Annotated in this window: 15 protein-coding genes, 1 tRNA gene and 4 pseudogenes; 10 read left to right on the top strand and 10 right to left on the bottom strand. The window is 62.5% G+C overall.

All coding sequences use genetic code 11. The annotated features are described in order from the left end of the window. Nucleotides 1–76: 76 nt before the first annotated feature. Nucleotides 77–280 (bottom strand): transporter substrate-binding domain-containing protein, encoded by a 204-nt coding sequence (locus tag BVER_RS33445; protein ID WP_232316402.1) that lies wholly within the window; start codon nt 278–280, stop codon nt 77–79. On the opposite strand from BVER_RS33445, the pseudogene BVER_RS05610 reads away from it, so the two are divergent. From BVER_RS05610 to gad, 5 genes and pseudogenes are all read left to right on the top strand, one after another. Then, a pseudogene (locus BVER_RS05610) lies at nt 249–1,499 on the top strand (aspartate-alanine antiporter-like transporter); the annotation flags it as partial. The gene BVER_RS33445 and the pseudogene BVER_RS05610 sit on opposite strands and share 32 nt — an antisense overlap. A gap of 72 nt (nt 1,500–1,571) precedes the next feature. Continuing rightward, nucleotides 1,572–1,753 (top strand): annotated as a pseudogene (locus tag BVER_RS36195) (bifunctional aspartate transaminase/aspartate 4-decarboxylase); the annotation flags it as partial. A gap of 328 nt (nt 1,754–2,081) precedes the next feature. Then, nucleotides 2,082–3,692: pseudogene (aspT, locus tag BVER_RS05600) on the top strand (aspartate-alanine antiporter); the annotation flags it as partial. A gap of 132 nt (nt 3,693–3,824) precedes the next feature. Further along, a complete protein-coding gene (locus BVER_RS05595) occupies nt 3,825–5,471 on the top strand; it encodes a bifunctional aspartate transaminase/aspartate 4-decarboxylase (protein WP_050452455.1) in 1,647 nt (548 codons plus the stop codon). 40 nt (nt 5,472–5,511) lie between these two features. Next, nucleotides 5,512–6,483, top strand: a pseudogene (gad, locus tag BVER_RS05590) (glutamate decarboxylase); the annotation flags it as partial. A gap of 102 nt (nt 6,484–6,585) precedes the next feature. On the opposite strand, the gene BVER_RS29845 reads toward gad, so the two are convergent. From BVER_RS29845 to BVER_RS05580, 3 genes are all read right to left on the bottom strand, one after another. Continuing rightward, the gene (locus BVER_RS29845; RefSeq protein ID WP_083452050.1) at nt 6,586–7,017 is read right to left on the bottom strand and encodes a VOC family protein; all 432 of its coding nucleotides are present in this window, start codon (nt 7,015–7,017) and stop codon (nt 6,586–6,588) included. Nucleotides 7,018–7,202: 185 nt separating this feature from the next. After that, complete coding sequence (gene zigA / locus BVER_RS05585) at nt 7,203–8,414, bottom strand: zinc metallochaperone GTPase ZigA (RefSeq protein ID WP_050452438.1); 1,212 nt, start codon at nt 8,412–8,414, stop codon at nt 7,203–7,205. A gap of 28 nt (nt 8,415–8,442) precedes the next feature. Beyond that, the gene (locus tag BVER_RS05580) at nt 8,443–10,533 is read right to left on the bottom strand and encodes a TonB-dependent receptor (protein ID WP_232316401.1); all 2,091 of its coding nucleotides are present in this window, start codon (nt 10,531–10,533) and stop codon (nt 8,443–8,445) included. Between the two features lie 302 nt (nt 10,534–10,835). Here BVER_RS05580 and BVER_RS05575 point away from each other — a divergent pair. Then, a tRNA-Val gene (locus BVER_RS05575) sits at nt 10,836–10,911 on the top strand. Between the two features lie 97 nt (nt 10,912–11,008). On the opposite strand, the gene BVER_RS05570 is transcribed toward BVER_RS05575, so the two are convergent. From BVER_RS05570 to BVER_RS05555, 4 genes are all read right to left on the bottom strand, one after another. Further along, complete coding sequence (locus BVER_RS05570; protein ID WP_050452437.1) at nt 11,009–11,212, bottom strand: hypothetical protein; 204 nt, start codon at nt 11,210–11,212, stop codon at nt 11,009–11,011. A gap of 91 nt (nt 11,213–11,303) precedes the next feature. Beyond that, nucleotides 11,304–12,641, bottom strand: a complete 1,338-nt coding sequence (locus tag BVER_RS05565; RefSeq protein ID WP_050452436.1) for a DUF3100 domain-containing protein — start codon at nt 12,639–12,641, stop codon at nt 11,304–11,306. 68 nt (nt 12,642–12,709) lie between these two features. Next, nucleotides 12,710–14,221 carry an aldehyde dehydrogenase family protein gene (locus tag BVER_RS05560; protein WP_050452435.1) on the bottom strand — a complete coding sequence of 504 codons (1,512 nt, stop codon included), beginning with the start codon at nt 14,219–14,221 and terminating at the stop codon, nt 12,710–12,712. 15 nt (nt 14,222–14,236) lie between these two features. Beyond that, nucleotides 14,237–15,106, bottom strand: coding sequence for an NAD(P)-dependent oxidoreductase (locus tag BVER_RS05555; protein ID WP_050452434.1), 870 nt, complete (start codon nt 15,104–15,106; stop codon nt 14,237–14,239). A 122-nt stretch (nt 15,107–15,228) separates the two neighbouring features. Between BVER_RS05555 and BVER_RS05550 the strand changes: the two genes are divergently transcribed. From BVER_RS05550 to BVER_RS05540, 3 genes are all read left to right on the top strand, one after another. Beyond that, a complete protein-coding gene (locus BVER_RS05550) occupies nt 15,229–16,137 on the top strand; it encodes a LysR family transcriptional regulator (RefSeq protein ID WP_050452433.1) in 909 nt (302 codons plus the stop codon). Between the two features lie 94 nt (nt 16,138–16,231). Then, nucleotides 16,232–17,101, top strand: a complete 870-nt coding sequence (bla, locus tag BVER_RS05545; protein ID WP_050452432.1) for a class A beta-lactamase — start codon at nt 16,232–16,234, stop codon at nt 17,099–17,101. Nucleotides 17,102–17,246: 145 nt separating this feature from the next. Then, entirely contained in the window at nt 17,247–17,690 is a 444-nt protein-coding gene (locus tag BVER_RS05540; RefSeq protein ID WP_232316400.1) for a YybH family protein, read from the top strand. Between the two features lie 48 nt (nt 17,691–17,738). Here the strand turns inward: BVER_RS05540 and BVER_RS05535 are convergent, their stop codons facing one another. Then, nucleotides 17,739–19,706, bottom strand: a complete 1,968-nt coding sequence (locus tag BVER_RS05535) for a PhoX family protein (RefSeq protein WP_050452431.1) — start codon at nt 19,704–19,706, stop codon at nt 17,739–17,741. A gap of 371 nt (nt 19,707–20,077) precedes the next feature. Here BVER_RS05535 and BVER_RS05530 point away from each other — a divergent pair, with 371 nt between their 5' ends. After that, on the top strand, nt 20,078–22,102 hold the full coding sequence (locus BVER_RS05530) for a diguanylate cyclase domain-containing protein (protein WP_232316399.1): 2,025 nt from the start codon (nt 20,078–20,080) through the stop codon (nt 22,100–22,102). On the opposite strand, the gene BVER_RS05525 is transcribed toward BVER_RS05530, so the two are convergent. After that, nucleotides 21,996–23,165, bottom strand: a complete 1,170-nt coding sequence (locus tag BVER_RS05525; protein ID WP_157055935.1) for an oxidoreductase C-terminal domain-containing protein — start codon at nt 23,163–23,165, stop codon at nt 21,996–21,998. The two genes, BVER_RS05530 and BVER_RS05525, sit on opposite strands and share 107 nt — an antisense overlap. Nucleotides 23,166–23,384: the final 219 nt, after the last annotated feature.

Below are 23,384 nucleotides of genomic sequence, written 5' to 3'. Positions count from 1 at the left end.
TCAAAAAAGAAAGGCACCGCACGCGATGCCTTTCCGATGGATTCGCGGATCAAGCCGCGAACGCGTCGAACCGTGCTTACTGCACCGAGATATCGGTGGTGAAGTACTTTGCCATGATGCGCTTGAACGTGCCGTCCTTTTTGATGGTATCGAACGCGGTGTTCAGGCGATTCTGCAAGTCGGCGTCGCCCTTGTGTAAGCCAATGGCCGTGCCCGGGCCGATGATCGCCTTATCCGCGATCTTCGGGCCGACCAGGGCGAAAGGCTTGCTCGACGCCATGCCCACGGCCTACGCGGTCAGCTACATCTTCGGCACGATAGGCTCGGCACTCATTCTGGCCATGCTCGGGCTCAGGCTCCTGCGTATCGATCTCGTCAAGGCATGCAAAGAATACGAGCAGACCTTGGGCGGCGCGGGCGACTCGGGCAACGCGCTTCTTGCGTGGCATGAATACGCGTTGCGTGCCTATCGCGTCGCGGCGGGCAGCAAGCTCGCCGGTCTGAGCGTGCGAGAGGCGGAAGCGCTGGAACCGGCCGGCGCACGGCTTTTCATCGAGCGGATCCGGCGCGACGGCACGCTGCAGGACGCGAAGAGCGATGACGTGCTGCAGGCGGGCGACATTATCGCGATCGCGGGACCGCGCGAACAACTCGTCGCGTTGCTCGGCGGCCGCACAGAAGAAGTCGACGATCGCGAGTTGCTGTCGGTGCCGGCAGAAGGTATCGACGTCTATGTGACGAGCAAGCAGGTGGACGGCAAGACGTTGCGTGAGTTGTCGGCGCTGCCGGGTGCGCGCGGCGTGTTCGTGCGCAAGATCAAGCGCGGCGCGACGGAGACGCAGATTCCGGTGTTGCCCAACACGCAGGTTCATCGCGGGGATACGGTCACGCTGATCGTGCGCACGCAAGACATTAGCGCTGCGGCGAAGTCGCTCGGCGTGCAGGATCGCGCGTCGGATGTGGCGGATATCGCCACGGTGGGGCTGGCTATCGCGGTCGGGGCGCTCATCGGTTCGCTGGTGCTGAAGATGGGCGCGGTGCCGCTCACGCTGTCGACGGCGGGTGGCGCGTTGATCGCGGGCATCGTGTTCGGCTGGCTGCGCGCGATCCATCCCACTTTTGGGCGCATACCGGCGCCCACGCTCTGGTTCATGAATTCGGTAGGGCTGAACGTTTTCATCGCCGTGGTGGGCATTTCCGCCGGTCCCGGTTTCGTTGCGGGCTTGCAGAAGCTGGGCGTCAGTCTCTTTTTGTGGGGCATCTTCGCGTCGGCGGTGCCGCTGATTCTGGGCATGTTGATCGCCCGGTACGTATTCAGGTTCCATCCAGCGATTCTGCTCGGCATTTGCGCGGGCGCGCGCACCACCACGGCCGCGCTCGGCATGATCTGCGATGCCGCGAAGAGTCAGGTGCCGGGTCTCGGTTACACGGTGACGTATGCCGTCGGCAACACGCTCCTCACGATCTGGGGAATGGTGACCGTCATGCTGCTCAGCTGACAGGCGTCCCGTCGAAATCATGCGTCGCGAATCATTGTCGCTGAAACAACGAGGTGTCGAATGTCGGTAATGTCCATGCGCGAGTCCGAGCGCTCGTTCGCTCTTTGGTGGAAGGTGTAGGCGGATTTTCGAGGCGGGATGGACTGGAGAAACGTTTCGAGATTTTCGTGCGCGAGCACAAGGGCGCGGCGGGAATCGACTTTCTGCGCGGCGCGGTGTCGTATGCCAGGGACGAACTCGGTCTCGATGCGGGCCCGGAAAACGGCCGGCAGTATCCGAAGCGGCGAGCCCAAAAGCTGGGTAAAAAGCGGATTCGCCGGCCGCGTGCCGACGGAGCGCGCTTCGCATCCCGCAACGAAACGAGTGGGCGCCCCGCGTCGCAGAATTATCGCGCTTTCGTCGAACGCTACGACAAAAATGGTGTATTGGTGATGATTAAGCCCGATCGCGGGCAAGGCTCCCCACGGCCTGCATCGCATCCTAACGATACGGGCAGCATGGTTTCAAGTCATTCATTCCCTTCGTTTCCTTCTCGCTGCGACACACACACGTACGCGAGGCACATCACGGAAAGGAGCTCCTATGTCATGGCTTACCGCAACGCTGCGCAGTTATCCCGAGATCGCGGTCTTCCTCTCGCTGGGGGTGGGCTACTGGGTCGGCGGGAAAAGCTTCAAGGGCTTTAGTCTCGGCTCGGTTACGGCGACGCTGCTCGCGGCCATCGCCATCGGGCAGTTGGGCATCACGATCTCGCCGAACGTCAAATCCGTCTTCTTTCTGATGTTTCTCTTCGCCGTCGGTTACGGCGTCGGGCCGCAATTCGTGCGCGGCATCGCGAAAGACGGCTTGCCGCAAGCGCTGTTCTCGGTGATCCAGTGTCTGCTGTGCCTCGCCGCGCCTTACGCGGCGGCGAAGATCGCGGGCTACGACATCGGCTCGGCAGCGGGGCTGTTCGCCGGTTCTCAGACGATTTCCGCATCGATGGGCCTTGCGACCGACGCGATCAACCGCATCGGCTTGCCGCCGGATCAGGCCAAGGCGCTGCTCGACGCGATGCCCACGGCCTACGCCGTCACCTACATCTACGGCACGATCGGCTCGGCGCTGATCCTCGCGATGCTCGGGCCGAAGCTGCTGAATATCGATCTCGTCGCGGCCTGCAAGGACTACGAAGCGCAGTTAGGCGGCGGAGCGGAAATTGGCGGCGCGGGCAGCGCGTGGCATCAGTTCGCGTTGCGCGCGTATCGCGTGCAGGAGGGCGGGCGCGTGGCCGGTCTGACGGTCGGGCAGGCGGAAGCGCTGGAGCTGCCGGGCGCGCGGCTGTTCATCGAGCGGATTCGGCGCGGCGGCACGATCCAGGACGCCAAGATCGACGACGTGCTGCAGGGCGGCGATATCGTCGCGGTCGCGGGGCGGCGCGAGGAACTCGTGCAGGTGCTCGGCGGCGTCGCGCACGAAGTGGACGACGCGGAACTGCTCGCCGTGCCGGTCGAAGGCGTCGATATCTACATCACGAGCAAGGACGTCGACGGCAAGAAGCTGTCCGAACTGGCGCAATTGCCGGGTGCGCGCGGCGTGTTTATCCGCCGTATCAAGCGCGGCGCGACCGAAACGCCGATTCCCGTGCTGCCGAGCACCACGCTGCATCGCGGCGATACGGTGACGCTCGTCGGCCGCACGCAGGACACCACGGCGGTCGCGAAAGCGGTCGGCGTGATCGATCGCCCGAGCGATGTCGCGGACATGGCGTTCACGGGTCTCGCGATCACGCTGGGCGCGCTGATCGGCGCGATCGTGATTCGCGCGGGCGGCATTCCGATCACGCTGTCGACTGCGGGCGGCGCGCTGATCGCGGGCATCGTGTTCGGCTGGCTGCGCGCGATTCATCCGACCTTCGGACGCATTCCCTCGCCGACGCTGTGGTTCATGAACTCGGTCGGGCTGAACGTGTTCATCGCGGTGGTCGGCATCACGGCCGGGCCGGGCTTCGTCGCGGGTCTGCAGAAGCTCGGCGTAAGCCTGTTTTTGTGGGGCATTTTCGCGTCGTCGGTGCCGCTCATCATCGGCATGTATATCGCGAAGTACGTGTTCAAGTTTCATCCGGCGATTCTGCTCGGCATCTGCGCAGGCGCGCGCACCACGACGGCCGCGCTCGGCATGATCTGCGATGCCGCCAAGAGTCAGGTGCCGGGTCTGGGCTACACCGTGACCTACGCGGTCGGCAATACGCTGCTGACGATCTGGGGCATGGTGTGGTCATGCTGCTCTCCTGACGCCGCACGCGGCTCGTATCGAACTTTTCTGCTCATCTCCCGGAGGTGTTGGATGGCCAAATCCTCGAAATCCGATCACGACGATAGCGCCGCGATGGCGTCGCTCAGCCCGTTCGAACTGAAGGACGAACTCATCAAGGCGGCGGGCGGCGGCGTGGTCGAACGGCCCGCGAATCTCGCGATGCTCAACGCCGGGCGCGGCAACCCGAACTTTCTCGCGACGATCCAGCGTCACGGCTTCTGGCAACTCGGCCTGTTCGCGATGCGCGAGTCGGAACGTTCGTTCGCGTATATGCCGGAAGGCATCGGCGGGTTTCCGAAGCGCGAGGGCATCGAGGAGCGTTTCGAGATTTTCGCGCGCGAGAACAAGGGCGTGGCGGGCATTGCGTTTCTGGTGGGCGCGGTGTCGTATGTGCGCGATCAACTCGGGCTCAACGCTGGCGACTTTCTCTACGAGATGTGCGAAGGCATTCTCGCCTGCAACTATCCGGTGCCGGATCGGATGCTCAAGCTCGCGGAGATCATCGTCGGGCAATATCTGCGGCGCGAGATGATCGGCAAGCATCCGTTCGTCGGCGAGTTCGATATCTTCGCGGTGGAAGGCGGCACCGCGGCGATGACCTACATCTTCAACACGATGCGCGAGAACTTCCTGATCAGCGAAGGCGACACCATTGCGCTGGGCCGGCCGATCTTCACGCCGTACATCGAGATTCCGACGCTGAACGACTACAAGCTCGAGGTCGTCAATCTCGATGCCGATGTCGCGAACGGCTGGCAATACTCGAAGAAGGAACTCGACAAGCTGCGCGATCCGAAGGTGAAGGCATTTTTCCTCGTGAATCCAAGCAATCCGCCGTCGGTGAAGATGGACGACGCGAGTCTTCAGTACATTGCCGAGATCGTCAAGGAACGGCCCGATCTGATCCTGCTGACCGACGACGTGTACGGCACCTTCGCCGACGACTTCGTGTCGCTATTCGCGCTGTGCCCCAAGAACACCATCCTCGTGTATTCGTACTCGAAGTATTTCGGCGCGACGGGATGGCGGTTCGGCACCATCGCCACGCATCGCGAGAATATCTTCGACGAGAAGCTCGCCGCGCTGCCGAAGGACAAGCGCGAGATTCTGCATCATCGGTATGAATCGATCACGACCGAGCCGGACAAGCTCAAGTTCATCGACCGGCTGGTGGCCGACAGCCGCACGGTCGCGCTGAATCACACTGCGGGTTTGTCGCTGCCGCAGCAGGTGCAGATGGTGCTGTTCTCGCTCTTCTCGCTGATGGACACGCCCGACGCATACAAGAACGCGCTCAAGCGTCTGATCCGCAGCCGCAAGCAGGCGTTGTATCGCGAGATGGGTCTGGCGCTGGACGACGCCGAGAAGGACGAGAATCAGGTCGATTACTACACGATTCTCGATCTGGAATACTTCGGCGGCAAGACGCATGGCCGCGACTTCGTCGAATGGGTGATGAAAAACACTAAGCCATCCGAACTATTGTTCGAGCTGGCGAAGGAAGCGCGCGTCGTGCTGCTGCCGGGGCGCGGCTTCGGCACGCCGCATCCGTCGGGGCGCGTGTCGCTCGCCAATCTCAACGAAAGCGATTACATGCATATCGGCCGGTCGATCCGCAAGCTGATGGATCGCTACGTCGAGCGCTTCAACAAGGAAACCGGCAAGAAGGCGAAGTAGAGCGATCACGGCACGACGCATCAGACAACGAGGAGCCACGATGGAACCATCACCCGATCCGGCCAGCATGCCGCTCGAAAAAATCACGATGTACGACGAGTTCAACATCGAGGTGCCCGAAGACGAGTTTCCGCGCAAGGGCATTTCCGCGCGCGCCGCCAACGCGCTCGTCTGGAGCGACGAATGGACCGACACGAATCCGATGCTCAACATGTCGTCGTTCGTGACGACCTTCGCCGAGCCGGAAGCGCTGGAAACCGCGCGGCGCAGCATGTACAAGAACTACATCGATCACGATATGTATCCGCAGCTCTTCGCGATGGAGCGGCGCATGGTGCGCTGGCTGCATGAGCTATGGAACGGGCCGAAGGGCGTCGAGCCGTATGGCGCGGCGACCATCGGTTCGTCGGAAGCCTGCATGCTCGCGGGGCTCGCGCACAAATGGAACTGGCGGCAGGCGCGCGAGAAAGCCGGCAAGGACGGTTCGCGGCCCAATATGGTGACGGGCAGCAATGTGCAGATCGTGTGGAAGAAGTTTCTGCGCTATTTCGACGTGGAGCCGCGCATCGTGCCGCTGAAGCCGGGCAATTACCGGCTCACGGCGGATCAGCTCGACCAGTACGTCGACGAAAACACCATCGCCGTGGTCGCCATCGCGGGGCAAACCTTCACCGGCGAAGACGACGATATCCAGCAGATCCACGACTGGCTCGACGATTACGAGAAGCGCACCGGCGTCTCCATTCCGATGCATATCGACGGTGCGTCGGGCGGCTTCGTGAATCCGTTTCTTTACCCCGACTACAAGTGGGATTTTCGCCTGCCGCGCGTGCAGTCGATCAATGCATCGGGGCACAAGTTCGGCCTCACGCCGCCGGGCCTCGGATGGGTCGTGTTCCGCGAGCGCAAGATCTTCAACGAGGATCTGATCTTCTACGTGAACTATCTCGGCGGCGAGATGCCCACGGCCACACTCAATTTCAGCCGCAATGCCGCGCCGATCGCCGTGCAGTACTATCAATTCATGCGGCTGGGGTTTCGACGGCTACAAGCGCATCATGACGCACACGCTGGCGAATGCCGTGAAGCTGCGCGACGAGCTGGTCAAGAGCGGCTACTTCACGATCATGAACGAGACGCAGCGCATTCCCGTCGTGGCCGTCACGCTCGATCCGAAGATCAAGAACTTCAACGAGTTCGATGTCTCGAACAAGGTGCGCGAGATCAGATCGCCCTTGCCGTCGCGAAACTCCTTCACGTCCTTGGGCGACAGCTTCAGACCGACAAGGCGCTCATGCTCGGCGCGCGCATCGTCGACGACGACGGCGAAGTGACCGTAGCCATCGCCATGCGTATAAGGTTCGGCGCGTCCCTTGTTCCAGGTCAATTCGATCTCGGCTTCGGTTTCGTCGTTGCGCAGATAGACGAGCGAGAAGTCGTCGAAATCGAGTCGATGACTAGGGGTTAGTCCGAGTGCGGACCGATAGAAGTCCAGTGAACGGTCCAGGTCCTTGATCCGAATCATGGTATGAATCAGCTTTGCCATCGACCCTCCTTCGATGAAAACACCCTGCACGATTGAGAGTGAATTTATCGATGAAGCCGTGGGCCGAGGTAATAGCTCGTTAAATCCGGGTGTTAACCCTGTCGGCCTTGCGCCGCGAGCTTTCGATTGGCTGAATGGGCTTGCCGGCTGTTTGATTTCTATTGCGCCGGCAAGCCTTCGAAGGTTCAGTCTTCTGCGTCGACTTCGCTCCACGCAGGGAAGAAGGGATCGGGAAAACGCATCCATCCTTCGGGGCCGAGCGCCATTTCATCGTTGCTCAAGAGACATGCGTTGAGACGAAGACGCAAGTCGGCTTCATCCATCTCGATGCCGATCAACACGATCTCCTGTCGCGCATCGCCGACATTCGCATCCCATTCCTTCTCGATGGTTTGCCGCGCTTCGGGATCGGTCGGCCATTGTTCCTTCGGCACCGCGGCCCACCATAATCCCGCCGCGCCATGCCGGCACACCGCGCCCGCCTGCGACCACGAGCCGACCTGCACCGGACGGCTCGCCAGCCAGAAGAAGCCTTTGGAGCGCACCACGCCTTCCCATTCGCTATTGATCAAATCCCAGAAGCGTTGCGGATGCACCGGACGCCGCGCGCGCCACGCGAAGCTTTCGATACCGTATTCCTGCGTCTCCGGCGTAGGTTCGCCGCGCATTTCGCGCAGCCATCCGGGCGCTTCGGCGGCGGCGTCGAAGTCGAAGAGCTTCGTATCGAGCACGCGATCGAGCGGCACGCGGCCGAACGACGACACTTCGATGCGAGCGCGCGGATTGAGCCCGCGCAGAATCGCGTGCAAGCGCTCGCGCTCGGCGGCATCGACGAGATCGGTCTTGTTGAGCACGATGACATCGCAGAACTCGACCTGTTCGATCAGCAAGTCCACGATGGTCCGATGATCGTCGTCGCCCAGCGATTCGCCGCGCGATTGCAGGCTTTCCTGCGAGCTAAAATCGCGCAGAAAATTGAAGCCGTCAACGACGGTCACCATCGTGTCGAGACGCGCGACATCGGACAAACTTTGGCCGGTTTCATCGGCGAACGTGAAGGTTTCCGCGACCGGCAGCGGCTCCGATATCCCCGTCGATTCGATGACGAGCTGATCGAAACGCCCTTCTTTCGCGAGCCGATTCACTTCGAGCAGCAAATCCTCGCGCAAGGTACAGCAGATGCAGCCGTTGCTCATCTCGACGAGCTTCTCGTCGGTGCGCGACAACTGCGCGCCGCCGTCGCGCACCAGCGTCGCATCGATATTCACCTCGCTCATGTCGTTGACGATCACCGCGACGCGACGCCCTTCGCGATTGTTGAGGATGTGATTGAGTAGCGTGGTCTTGCCTGCGCCGAGAAAACCCGAGAGTACCGTGACCGGCAGCCGTGAATCCATGAGTCGCTCCTTGTATCGTGGTCGCGCGTCAGAAGGTCGTGCGCAAGCCGACCATCGCGCTGCGTCCGCCTTCCGGCGCGATATCGCGCACGACGGAACTCGCGTAACGGATCTCCTGATTCGTCAGGTTGTCGCCACGCACATAGGCGAGCCAGTGGGTCGTGCCGACATGGAACTTGTAGGTGAACATCACGCCGAGCTTGGTGTAGCTGGCCGTCGGCAGATCGTCTTCCGGCACGCGATGCTGCGCCCACGCATGCTCCATTTCCGCGCGCGCGCCGAACGGGCCATAGCCGTAATCGACCGCCACGGTCGCGCGCAGCGGCGAGATACGCGGCAGCGGCTGGTCGGTATCGATGTTGCGCGCGTGCGTGTAGTCGCCGACCAGCGACACATCGACCTTGTGCGCGCCGTGCTCGTACACGCGCCACTTGCTGTCGAGTTCGATGCCGTAGAACTCGGCGCGCACGCCGCGATAGACGGCTTCGTTCAATGCATCGTCGGTGCCTGGCGCGACGACCTGATCGTCGTCATCGACGAGACGACCGGTGTTGTACTCGGTAAGGTAATTGCGGAAGCGGCTGTAAAAGGCGCCGATGCTGCCTTTGTTAGGACCACTGGCGAATCGCAGAGAGAGATCGGCGGATACGGCTTTTTCCTTCTGCGCATCCGGATTGCCGATCAGGTACTGGCCGGTTGCATCGTGCGGACCGTTGGCGAACAGTTCGTACAGCGCCGGCGCGCGCTCCGTGTACGCGATATTGCCGGCCACCGCCCATGCCGGCGTCAGCTTGTACAACGCGCCGAGCGATGCGCTGAACGCATTGAAATCGCGATCGGCGACGCCCGCGAACTTGTCGTTGCCCGCAGCCGTAGGGTCCTGCTTGACGTGCTCGTAGCGCGCGCCCGCGCTCAGCTTGAACGCATCGGTGACGTTCCATTCTTCCAGGCCGAACAGCGCCACGTTGGTCGTTTGCGTCGTCGGCACGAGCGCTTCGTCGCCGAGCGCGGAGAACGTATTCTGGCTGATCTGCACGCCGATGGCGCCTTCGAGCGGCCCGATCTTGCGATGCCGCGCCTCGATCCGCGCCTCGTAACCGTGATTGCGGAAGGTCGTGCCGGTCTCGCCGTTGTCGATTTCCTTGTGCTCGTAATCCGTATAGCCGAAGTCGAATTTCAGTTGCGAGAACGGCCCTTGCAGATTGCGCACTTCCGATGCGAACGCGGCATGATCCTGATGCATGCGCAGCCGCACGTCGTCTTCCGCGACGGAGCCGTAATTCGCCTCGTAGCCGTTGTACGACAGACCGGCGTAACCGTCGGCCCAGGTGTACGACGTGCCGACCGCGCCGCCGTGCCAGCGGCCATCGCTGTTCGGGATGCTGCCGTAAGCCTGATCGGCGTCCGGGCCGTCGAGCGCGCGCTGGCGATCCGAATGCGCGAAGCCTGGAATGCGCTCCTTGCTGGTCTCGCGATCGAAGGCATCGACGTGGAAGGCGAAGCGGCCGTTGCCGCCCTCGACCATCGCTTCGCCCGCGCGCGCGTTGTTTGCGCCGCCGTAGCTCGCATCGACCGCGCCGTCGACGCCCTTCACCGGCTCGCGCGGAATGCGGTTATCGATCGTATTGACGACGCCGCCGATCGCGTTGCCGCCGTACAGCAGCGCCGCCGGCCCGCGCACGATCTCGACGCGCTCGACCGTCAGCGGTTCCTGCGGCACGGCGTGATCGTAGGACAGCGACGACGCATCCCACGCCGCGACGCCGTTCTGCAGCAGACGGATGCGATCGCCGTCCATGCCGCGAATGATCGGGCGGCCGACCATCGGGCCGTAGGTCGTCGTCGATACGCCGGGCAAACCGTTGAGCGTCTCGCCGAGCGAGTTGGTCTGACGGCGCGTCAGCTCGTCGCCGTACAGCGCGGTGGCGGGCGCGATCAGATCGGTATCGCCGAGCGGATTGGCCGTGACGAAAACCGGCGCGAGCGCGCCGCCGGGGACGGACGTCGGCTTGGCGGAATCGTCCTGCTGCTGGGCCTGAGCGGTCAGCGCGAGCAACGCCAGGGTGATCGGCGACAGCCGGCGGGATCGTGAAAAGGAGCACGTAAAGATGTTGGTCACGGTCGTTATTCGAAGTTTTCAGCGATAAGTCGGCTCGCCACTATTCACGCCCTGCCACGCAACAATATATCGTTGCATAATGCGAGCGTGGCTGGGCGCGGGAATCGAGCCGATGGAAAGGAAGGTCACTCAAGAACGAATGAGATGTTATATCATTGCATTCAGACCGTAAAGAAGTGTGTGAGATGCGCCGGTCATGCCGCGCAAGGCCCAAAAGGTAGCCAGCCGATGCATGATCGTGCAGAAAGTTGTGCGTGAGGGCTTGCGGACCGCGAATCGGGTCTCTAAATTCGCGGCTCCTTAGGCTCGTGCTCAGTTGGTTAGAGCACCACCTTGACATGGTTGGGGTCGTTGGTTCAAATCCAATCGAGCCTACCAACGATTAAAAACAAAACGCCGCGTGTATCAAACACGCGGCGTTTTGTTTTATGCGCCGACCTTCGTCGGTCGAAAACGGCAGCTATTCCCAGCAGTTTCAAAACGCCACCGCGACGATCACCGGCACGGTCATCACGAGCGGAATGGCGAAGTACGGCACTTCCAGATCGACCGTCCAGCTGTAAATCAGCCAGCCGATTCCCAAAGCCAGCGTCGCAATGCCGATGAGCGCGGTCAGCACGTTGAGCATGCGCGGAGAAATCTTCCGGCGCGCGGGATCTTTGCTCGAAGAAGGTTCCATGACGGCAGGCGCATTCGAGCGCGGGACAAAATCGATACTGTCGATTTTATACCCCCGCGCCCACCGTCGTCGGCCGATCGATCGGCGTCGATCAGATATGAAAGAGCTGCGCGACGATCGCCGCGCCGAGGAACGTCCCCGCGTTCGCGACGAACGACACCAGCACGATGCGCCAGCCGAGCCGGCGAAACGCCGGAATATCCTTCGCGATGGACAGGCCCGCGAACGTCAGCATCGGCGTGGTCACACCGAGGAAGTCGTTGACCGAGCTGATTTGCGCGATCTGCGCGCCACACGGACACCACGGCGACGTCAGGAACATCGCGACGATCGATACCCAGCACACCGCCGGAATCTTGCGGCCCGTCGCTTGCGCGATGGCATCGCCGACGATGGTCGCCAGCACCATGATCAGCATGCCGGGCAGGCCTTGCATCGGCGTGGTGCCGTGCGTGATCCAGTCGGCGGCGAGCGCCATGATCGCGGTGGCGGCCCATGCGAGCAGCTTGCCGCCGTAGCCGAGTTCCGGCGCTTCGGTTTTCACGTCACCGAGTTTGGGCGCGGCGACGGCCTCGCTGGCGGCGGACGCCTTCGTCTTACGGCCGATGATCGGCTCGAGCACGCGATAGCCGAACAGCGCCATCGGCAAGGAGATGAAGAGCCTGAAATACGTGCCGACCGTCGTCGTGATCAGATTGCTGGCCGCCGCGAACGTCAGCACGGACTTGGCCGTTTCCGGGTCCTGCTGCGCCGCGATCGCGCCCGATGCCGCCGCCATCATGCTGCCTGAGCCGACGCCCGAGCCCATCGCCAGGGCGAGCGGATGGAAGATATGCAGACTCGCGACGAAGCCCGCGAAAATCGCGATGAACACCGCGCCGAACACCGTGCCCGTCAGATATTCGGCGAGCACGCCACGGCCTTCGGCGGAATCCATGCCGTACTTCTTGCCGATGATCGCAAGACTCGGTTCGCGTCCCACGGAAAACGTCGTGCCGATCGCCTCGCGCTTGATGCCGAGCAGCAGCGCGAGCGGCAAGCCGAGCAGAATGGTGCCGACGAAGTGGCCGAGTTCCTGAAACGCGAGCGCCCAGCCTGCGGCCGCGAGCTTCGGCAAGGCGCTGCCGACCATCAGGCCGAGCTTCGATACGAACAACAGCAACGCGGGTTGAAGAATGGCCGCCGCATAAAACTGGCTACGCACGTCGAGCCGCGCGCTGCTCTTCCAGCGTTCGGACACGAGCCCGAGCGCCGCGCCGAGCAACAGCGCCCAGATCATCGGCAAGAGAATGACCTTGCCCGGCCCGATCTTGAAGGTAAACGAGCCGATGAACTCCGCGATCAGCAGAATGACCGCCGCATAGAAAAAGAGCTTCGCGGTTCTTAAACCACTGCTTTCGTGGCGTCCCGCGCTCAACGTGCTTTCCATTTTTTCTTCTCCCCTGTTCGCTCCGCGCCGCATGGTTTTGCGCGGCGCGGATGCACTGCGTCAAGACATCATAGATAGCCGAAAGTCGTGCCGGGATCTTTTGCGGTTTCGACCCACACGCTCTTGGTCTGCGTATATTCGTACAGCGCCTCGACGCCGCTCGAACGCCCGTAGCCGGACAAACCGTAACCGCCGAACGGCGACGCCACGTTGATGGTCTTGTAGCCGTTGACCCAAAACGTGCCCGCATTCACCTGCGCCGCGACGCGATGCGAACGCGATACATCGTTGGTCCAGACCGCGCCCGCGAGACCGAACTCCGTATCGTTGGCGATCGCGATGGCTTCTTCTTCGGTATCGAACGGAATCGCGACGACGACCGGCCCGAAGATTTCCGTGCGCGCCACATCCATTTCGTTCGATACATTGGCGAGCACCGTCGGCGGCACGAAATAGCCTGCATCCGAGCGTTCCGACGTGCCTGCCGCCAGCGTCGCGCCGGACGCGATGCCGCGTTCGATCATCGAGATCACATGATCGTACTGCTTACGATTATTGATCGGGCCAACTTCGGTCGTATCGTCGAGCGGCGATCCGACCTTGATCTTCTTCGCGCCCGCCGCGACCATCGCGACGAATTCGTCGTAGACCGAGCGCTGCACCAGAAGACGCGAACCCGCGACGCAGCTTTGTCCCGCCCCCGCGAAGATCGCGGCCTGCGCGGTGAGCGCGGCGCGCTTCAGATCGGCATCGCCGAAAATGATGTTGGCCGACTTGCCGCCGAGTTCCAGCACGCACGGCAGCACGCGTTTCGCCGCGCTTTCCGCGATGCGCGCACCCGTCGCGGGCGAGCCGACGAACACGACCTTCTTCACCGCCTTGTTGGCGATCGCCGATTGCGCGACCGTGTGACCGAGACCCGCCAGCACGTTGATCAAACCCTTCGGCGCGCCGCCGCGTTCGGCCAGCAGCCCGACCACGATCGACGTGAACGGCGTGAGTTCGGACGGCTTCAGCAGCACGGCGTTACCCATCGAAATGGCGGGCGCGACCTGCCATCCGCAAGTGAAGACCGGCGCATTCCACGGCGTGATCTGCAATACGGTGCCGGCAGGCTCGCGGCGCGTGTAGTTCAGATGCGAGGTCGGCACGGGAATCACTTCGCCGTAAAACTTGTCGGCCCAGCCGCCGTAGTACTCGAACATCTCCGCGACTTTCGCGACTTCGCCACGGCAATCGCGGATCGGCTTGCCCGAACCGAGCGATTCCAGACGCGCGATGTTTTCCGCTTCCTTGCGAATCTCGCGCGCGATCTCGAACATCACGCGGCCGCGCGCGGCGTGCGTCATCGCCCACCATTGTTTTTGCGCGCGTTCCGCCGCTGCCGCCGCCTGCACGACGACCGCTTCGCCACCGTCCTTGTACGCGAGGCTCGGCTTGCCGGTCGCGGCATCGTAAAGCTGGATGGTTTCGCCTTGCCCTTCGATCAATTCGCCGCCGACATACGAGCCAATGGTCTTCGCGTTGGGAAAGAAATGCGCGAAGGCCGCGAGAAGTTGTTCCGCTGCGTTGTATTCCATTTTTTACCGATCCTTTTACTTCGATTCGATGAACTGCACGATGCGGTTGAAATCCTCCGCATCGCCGATGCTCGCTTCACTCGCGGCCCACAGGCGTCCCGATTCCTTGGCGATCGGCGCGCTCGCGTGCACGCTGTCGAGCAGCGCCATCGCGAGGCGCACGTCCTTGCGCATCAGCTTCATCGTGAAGCCGGAATTGAAGGTGTCGTTGAAGATCCACGTCGGGTAATTGGTGAGCGTCGCGCTATTGCGGCCCGAGCCGCCGTTGAGCGCCTCGACGAGCTTTTCCGGATCGACGCCGTTTGCTTCGGCCGCGCGCACCGCTTCGCTCGCGGCGAGCAGATGCACGCCAGTCAGCATGTTGTTGATGATCTTCGTCACGTGACCCGCGCCGACCGGGCCGACATGCACGCGCTTGGCGCTGATCACCGCGAGAATCGGCTCGACCGCCGCGACGTCCGCATCCGAGCCGCCGAGGACCATCGTCATCGTGGCCGTGGCCGCGCCTTTTGGGCCGCCGCTTACCGGGCCATCGACGAAACCGATCTTGCATTCCGCCAACGCGGCGGCGACTTTCTTCGTGCTGTTGGGGTCCGCCGTCGTGGTATCGACGACGATCAGGCCCGGGTTGCCGCTCTGCGCGACGCCGCCCTGGCCGAGCACCACGTCCTCGACGATTGCCGATGTCGGCAGCGACAGAATCAGCACGTCGACATCGGCCGCGATCGCCGCGATCGATGCGCGTGCTTCCACGCCTTCCGCCTGCAATTTTTCCGCGACGCCCGGCGCGGCATCGAAGCCCAGCACGCGATATCCGCCGCGCACCGCCGACAGCGCCATGCCGCGCCCCATGTTCCCCAAGCCGATCACACCTACCGTTTTCATCCGCGAGACTCCTTCTCGTTGCGTGTTCCTGTCATATTCACGCCGGGGAGCCGTACAATCAATCAACGACAATATTGAGATTGTTCTAAAAATTAGAATACTCGGAACTGTACGGATAAGCCATGAGCGACAACCTGACCGACAGCCGGATCGTCTATTTTTTCGAAGCGGTGCGCTGCGGAACGATCCGCGCGGCGGCGGATTTCCTGAACGTCGCGCCATCGGCGGTGAGCCGGCAGATCGGCTTGCTGGAAAAGGAACTCGACGCGACGCTGGTCGAGCGTCACGCGCGCGGCGTGAAACCGACCGACGCCGGGCAATGCGTGATCGAGTATTTTCGCGAGCAGCTGGCGCATCGCGACGACCTGCTTTCGCGCCTTCAGGAATTGCGCGGGCTGCGCACCGGTCAGGTGAATATCGTGCTCGGCGAAGGCTTCGTGTCCGATCTGCTGTCCGGACCGATGCAGACCTTTTGCAAGCACTATCCGAGCATCAAGGTGAATCTCGATCTCGGCGGCACGAACGACGTGATCCGCAAGATCGGCGAGGACGAAGGCGAAATCGGCCTCGTCTACAACCCGCCGCAGGAGCCGAAGCTCGTGTCGCGCGCAATCAAGCGTCAGCCGATGATGGCCATCGTCGGACCGAAATTTCCGCGCAAGCACGTCACGTCGATGACCGTGCACGATCTGGCGAAGTACCCGCTCGCCGTCACGCACGCGTCCTACGGCACGTGCCAGATGCTGCAGGCGGTCGAATACGCGGAAAAAATCCGCTTCGATCCGGTCATGACGACCAACTCCATCGCCATCCTGAAGCAGTTCGTTAAATCGGGACTCGGCATTACCGTGCTGCCCGCCTTTGCCGTCACGACCGAAATGGAAGCGGGCGAACTGTACGCGGTGGACATCACGCATCCGATTCTCGCCGATGCCGAAGCGCATCTCGTCACGCGCACGGGCCGGCGCTTGTCGGTGGCGTCGAACAAGATGCTGCAGATGATGACGGCGCAGATGCGGGCGTTCAGGTAAGCCGATAGTTTTTCTAAAGGCAGCGGCAACAATTCATCGTTTGTCCCGAAAAGCGAAACTCACGATAGTGACGGCTTCTCTCACGGAGCCGACGATGACATCCGGACGTACCTTTATTTCCACCGCGCTGACATGCGTGGCCTTCGGCTCGGCATGGAAAGCCTTCGCCGCCGACGATGCGATCGAACATCAGTTCGCGTCGATCGAATCGGAAACCGGCGGACGGCTCGGCGTGGCGATCCTCGATACCGCATCGGGCACGCACTACGCGTACCGCGCGAACGAGCGCTTCCCGATGTGCAGCACCTTCAAGTTTCTGCTGGCCGCGGCCATTCTCGAACGACAGGATCGTGCCGAGGAATCGCTGGATCGGCGGATCGCCTTCACGAAAGACGATGTGGTCGCGAATTCGCCCGTCAGCGGTCCGCGCGCGGGCGGCGCGGGCATGACGGTCGCGGAACTATGCGAAGCGGCGATCACGCGCAGCGACAACACGGCGGCGAATCTGCTGCTCGCGAGCATCGGCGGGCCGACGGCGCTGACGGCGTTCGCGCGCCAGATCGGCGATCGGACGACGCGGCTCGATCGAATCGAACCCGCGCTCAACGAAGCCATCGACGGCGATCTCCGCGATACCACGACGCCCAGCGCGATGCTCACCGACATGCGCGAGATCTTGCTCAGTCAGCGCCTGTCTTCGTCGTCGCGCGATCGGCTGGTGGCGTGGCTAGTCGCCAATCAGACCGGCGGCACGCGATTGCGCGCGGGCTTGCCGTCGAACTGGCGCATCGGCGACAAGACCGGCACGGGCGAACAAGGCACCGCGAACGATATCGCCATCGTGTGGCCGACGGGACGCGCGCCCATTCTCGTCGCCGCGTATCTCACGCAAGCCGTGCACGCGGCGCCCGCGCAGCGAGACGCGGCTTTCCGGCAGATCGGCGCGCTGGCGGCGGCGCTTTGAGACCTTCTCCGTAATTGATTAACGGAGCCGCCCGTTCCTATACTTCACGCACTGACGAACAATCCTCATTAAATGTAACGCACAAACGATTGTTTCAAAACACGTGCGTTCATTTACGTCTTACCTTTCGCATCGGAGGAACGTCATGCAGAAGATGATCGGGAAGCTCGTCGTGCTCGTCGCACTCAGTCCGGCGTGGTATCCGCATGCCGCCGATTCGTCCGTCGAACACGCCAACGCGCTCTGGGACCAGACCTTCAACAAGGGCGATGCCCACGCGCTCGCCGCGCTCTACGACGAGAAAGCCGTCGTTTCGCCCGGCAACGGCAAGACCGTGCAGGGACGCGATGAAATCGAAAAGCTCTTCAAGAGTTTCTTCGATGCTGGCGTCCACGATCACGCGACCAGCGTCGTGCACGCGAGCCATCATGGCAACGTGATGTACGAGACGGCGAACTGGAGCGCGATGCTGGACAAGGACGGCAAGAAGCAGGCGTTCAAGGGTGTGCTGCTCAAGGTCATGACTCGAGGCACGGACGGCAAATGGCGCACGACGGCGCATACGTGGAATGCGGCCGAAAACAAATAAGGCGCGCCGCAGCCCGCCTTATCGACATTCAGGCAGGATTCAGCCCGCTCAGGCCAGCTTGACCGCCGCCGGATCGCCGGTCAGATAGCCGACCGACGCGCCGTAGCGGTCCTTGTAGTTCGCCCGCACCAGCGGATCGAGCGTGGACTGGACCTGCTTGTGCACGCTGCCCCAGTCGCCCGGATGCTGGAAGTTGCTCATGATGTAGGTCCAGCCGTTGATCTCGTCGACCGCGTGCAGACCCGTCGATTCCGCGCCCGCCGGCGTCGACAGAATGCGCGTCAGCGTCTTCGGGTCGACGTTGTACGCCCACAGGAAGTTGTTGACGTGCATGCTGCTGTCCTCGCCGATAAACAGCGTGCGCAGCTTCTCCGAGAACTTCAGGTTGTCCGGGTTCGCGACCTTCTCCGGATTCGCCGTGTTGCCGAGCGCATCGGCGGCGGCGAGGTCTTCGCCGACCAGCGCGGCGGGCGCGGCCATATCGACCGGCACCCATTCGCTGCTGATCGTGCCGCCCGTCAGGTCCTTCTGGCCGCTCTTCAGGTTCAACGCATACACCGCGCCCGACGAAATCTGCTTGTCCAGCGCGATATCCATCGTGTACTTGCTGGTCTTGATCATCGATGCGGTGATCTGCGACATCGCCGTGTAGACGATCTTGTCCTTCGCGTTGACCGTCGTGCCTTCGAGCTTGGTGAAGCCGAGGCTCGCGCCGCGCAGCGCGGCGTAGCGATGCGTCTCCAGGAACGCGGCGGCCTTCTCCATGCCAGGCTTGATGCGGATCCAGTTGTACTTGCCGCTGTAGTTGATGCGCGTATAGCTCGTATCCAGCGTCGCGCCGATCTTCTCGTCGGTGACCACGTCCATGATGTCGGCGATGGTCAGCGTATTGGCGAGGTTCTGGATTTCGTCGCTGGTCGCATGACCGAGGTTCATCCACGTGAGCGTGGCCGAGCCCGCGCCCGCCGACGACGTTTGCGCCCACTTCGCCACATAGAGCGTGCCCGCCAACAGATCGGCTTCCTTGTCCGCGACGAACATGAAGAGGCCGCCGTTGGTCGCATCGTCGCCCATCATCACGGTGCGCTTGTCGGGCATCACCTGAATCAGTTCGTGCGAGATGCGGCCGAGGCAGTAATGCTTCTTGATGGTGCCCGTGCCGTCCGCATGCACCGTCACTTCCGGCAGATGGCCGTAGTGATAGGCGCGCGCACGCGTTTTGTCGCCATAGAGGTTCTTGCTGTAGGCCTTGAACTGATCGTTGGTCGACAGCGTGGCGGCATCCGGCTCGTATTCTTCGCTCGACAGATGCGTGTTCCACGGCGACAGACTCGCGCCGCAGGTGATCCACAGGCCGTTCGCGCTCGAGGTATCGACGTTCGCGTAGCTCACCAGCGCGAGCTTGTCGGTGGCCGGGTCCTGATCGAGCGTTAGCACGGCGATCGGCGACGGCAGGCGGCCGTACATGTCCTCGCCCGCGCCGTCGCGCGTGGTGTATTCGAACTGCACCACGGCGAACACCGCGTTGCCCTTCACGCCCTTGACGGTCGAATTGTCGATCTTGATGAGCGAGGTGCCGTCCGGGCAGTCCGAGAAATACTGGCGCGCGCCGCTCGCCACCGTGCTGTCGATGATCGGCTGATTGTTGATATCGAAGTAGCCGCCCGCGACGATGGTGCCGCCCGCCGTATTCGTCACCGTGTCGCCCGTCATGAAGAACGGCTGATACGCAAGCTTGTAGGCGCGGCTGCTGCCGTCGCTGAAGCTGAGCGTCATCGTCGAGGCGACGGTGGTCTTGGCCATCGCGGCTGCGTCGGTGAGCGCGGGCGCGGCCATGCCGCCGAACGACGCCGTCGTGAACTGCGCATTGGCGACGGGCGCGGGCGTGTTGTCGTCGCTGCCGCCGCACGCGGTCAGGAACGAGGTCGACGCCGCGACGGAGCCGAGCGGAAGCATCGGTGCGCCCGCGAGGATCTTGAGGGCCTTGCGACGGGAAAGATCGAGTGGCTGCGCCATGTGTGGTTCTAATCCTTGGATTTGTGGGGTGGAATCCGGCGTGCGACATCCCGGCTCGCCGGATGACGCGCTACCTTATGAAATAAATGTGAAATACATTTGACAGGCTTTAGTAATTTTATTTATTAACTGTCGAAAGCTTGGCGCGCCGCGTTCGGCGCTTATTCATCCGATGATTCGAGCTTCGTCCGCTTTCGGCCGTGAACTGAGGCACAAGTCACCCTTTATTCGGCGTTTCGAACGAGCGTATCGGCGAGTACATTGCGAACGTGGCAGTGGGCCGTGCGCGATGCGCGCAAAGCTGCCGTTCGAAGCCCATTCGCGCGCGAGCCGCGCATCGGGTTGGAGTCAACGAGACGAGAGTCAGAAGCGTGAAAAACTGGCAGGTGGCGCCTTTTCCCGCCAACGAAGACAAACGATTGCGGCTGCTGCGCAGCCTCGAATTGCTCGACACGCCGAGCGAGGAAGTATTCGACCGCGTGACCCGCGTCGCCGCCGAAATGCTGCAGGCGCCGATCGCGCTCGTCTCGCTGGTCGATGCGCAGCGCCAGTGGTTCAAGTCGCGCGTCGGCGTGGACGTGTGCGAAACCTTGCGCGATGCGTCGTTCTGCGCGCATTCGGTGCATTCGGGCCGGCTGCTGGTGGTCGAGGATACGCACCGCGATCTGCGTTTCGCGGACAATCCGCTCGTGACCGGCGCGCCGTTTATCCGCTTTTACGCGGGCGTGCCGCTGCGATCGTCGGAAGGCCTCGTGCTCGGCACTTTATGCGTGATCGATTCGAAGCCGCGCACGCTGAGCGCGAGCGCGCAGTCCGCCTTGTGCGATCTCGCCGCGACCATCGAACGCGAACTGATTCAACGCGAATTCGCGCGCGTGTCGCGCGTCGTGCAGGAAGTCGATCGCCGCAAGCTGCTGTTGAGCGAATCGCGTTTTCACACCATTTTTCATGAGACGCCGACCGGCGCGGCCATCGTCGATCTCGACGGCCACTTTGTCGAAGTGAATCCGAAACTGTGCGAAATCACCGGCTACACCGCCGACGACCTCAGGCGCATGACGTTTCAGCAGATCACCGAGGAAGCCGATCTCGACGCCGACTTGCAACTCGTCGGCGATCTGCTGGCCGGACGCTGCAAGACGTATTCGCTGGAAAAGCGCTATCGACGCCGCGATGGCGGTTTGGTGTGGGTCGATCTGAGCGTCGCGCTGATTCGCGACGACAAGGGCCGCCCGCTGCACTTCGTCAGCGTGATGCAGGACATTTCCAGTCGTAAGCAGAGCGAACAGGTTTTGCGCGACTATCAGCAGGAACTCGAACGCCGCGTGCTCGAACGCACCAGCGAACTGACCAGCAGCCGCGCGGCCTTGCAGACCATCACCGACAATTTACCGGTGCTGATCTCGCACGTCGATGAAACGCTGCGATATCGCTTCAACAATCAGACGTATCGCGAAATATTCGGCGTGGATCCGGGCGCGCTGCGCGGCAAGAGCGTGCGCGAAACGCTCGGAGAAAAATCGTATTCGTGCTGCCAGCCGTCGTTGCTGCGCGCGCTCGCGGGCGAACGCGTGACGCTCGAAGAAGTCGTCTACAATGCCGCGCCGGATCGCATCTGGAAGGCGACGTACGTGCCCGAATTGCAGCGCGGCGAAGTGGTCGGCCTGTACATCATGTCGCAGGACATCACCGACAGTAAGCATCGCGAGAACGCGATGCGCTCCGAAGTCATGCGCGACATGCTGACCGGCTTGCCGAACCGTCGCGCGCTTCAGGAACAACTCGCGCTCGCGGTCGATGCCGCGCATACCGAAGACGCGCCCTTCGCGCTGTTCTTCATGGACCTCGACGGCTTCAAGAACGTCAACGACGATTACGGTCACGATGTCGGCGACGATCTGCTCAGACAGGTCGCGCAACGCCTGAAAAAGATCACGCGCGCCGACGATCTCGTTTGCCGCCTCGCGGGCGACGAATTCGTGCTGCTGGTGCGCGGCGTGTCGTCGTCGAGCGCGTGCAGCCGCATCGCGCAGGATATTTGCCGCAGCGTGGGCCGCGCGTTCGAACTCGGCGCGACGCGCGCGCAGATCGGCGCCAGCGTGGGTATCGCGACGTGTCCGCCGGGTTCGCGCGTGTGTCCCGACACGATTCTCTCCGACGCCGATCGCGCGATGTACGAAGCGAAGCGCAAGGGCCGCAACGGCTTCCGCTTCGCGACGCTATCGAAAGGCGCCCCGCGCCCGAGATCAACAACCTGCCCGCCGACGAAAGCGGCGAAACCGATCCGGCCTAACGCGTCGAGACTTCGGTCTCGCGCCAGATGCACTCGATCCATTCCTTCATCAGCAGCGCTTCGGCCCAGCGATCCGTCGTGTCGTTGCCGTCGCGCCCGATGATCGCGTAAGGCTTGGGGCCGAGCTCGCAGGTGAAGGCGAGCGTATCGTCCGGGCCGGCACGCCGCCGCCACGATGCGAAGCCGTATGTCCACCAGTCGAGAAACAGGTCGACCCACATGCGATGCGGCTCGAACGACACTTCGACCTGCACCTGCTCGCGGCTCGCCACGCACCCATGAAACGCCCACGATTGATCGAGGATGCGATGAATCATCGCGTGATTTTCATCCGAGACGGGATACGGGAATTCGCGCGCGACGAGGTAATGCGAGAGATCGGCGAGCAGTTTCAGATCGGGCATGGCATCGAGCAGATCGAGCGTGAAATGCAGATCCGTCGTCATGCGGTCGCGATGCGTTTCAATATACATGTGCACGCCCGCATCATCGGCGAGACGCTGCCAGCCTTCGAGCAGCGCGACGCATTCGCGCACGGTGCGCGGCCGCACGTCCGGTTGCACATCGATATGATGCACGCCGAATTCAAGCGCATTCTCCAGCACGGGCGCGAGATCGCTGACCGTGCGCGGAAAGCATTGTCCTTCCGCTTGCAGACCATGTTCCTTCAAGAGCGCGGCCAGCGTGCGCACGTCGTCGCGCTTCGTGTAATGCGCGCTGACGCCGTCGAAACCGGCTTGCGCGATCATGCGCACGTTTTCTTCGAGCGTGCGCTCGTGGCCGTCGGTATTACGGCGCTCCATTGCCCAGAGCGATTGAAAGACGACGAGTCGTTGTGTCATGTCGTGGCGTCGAGCGTGGCGCTTAAAAGAGAACGCAGTTTGATCGAACGATCCGCGAGCGTGGCCGCATCGACGCGCGCGACGTGCGATCAACGCCTGCGCGATCCGCACATCCTTCGCAATCTGTCCCGCCTGGCCGATGCCGCTCGCGCCCACCAAGATACCATCGCCATCGAGCGCGAAGTAGACGCGCGCATCGTCGCCTGCTTCGCGTATCACAGTCGTCGCGCCGTGCGACGGCATGCCGGCGATCTGGATCGTCGTGTCGTATTGATCGGACCAGAACCACGACACGGCATCGAACGGTTCAGCGTGACCGAGCATGTTGCACGCCGCCACGCGCGCCTGATCTTCCGCGTTGCGCCAGCATTCGAGCCGGATGCGCCGATCGAACAGCGGATGCGGAAACGAGCATACTTAGTCGGCCCTTCAGAATTAGTCGAAGTCAAGGGTGGCAAGGGGCCGCCGGAAGATCGTGTTTCCCAGAACTCCCAGAAGCAATATTGATCTGAATGGTTTCCTGGGAGTTTGGAACTTCGCCGA

This window comes from Candidatus Burkholderia verschuerenii, assembly GCF_001189365.1.
Taxonomy (GTDB): Bacteria; Pseudomonadota; Gammaproteobacteria; order Burkholderiales; family Burkholderiaceae; genus Caballeronia; species Caballeronia verschuerenii.
Note: the sequence above shows the minus strand (reverse complement) of the source record. Positions and strands in the feature narration are given on the sequence as shown.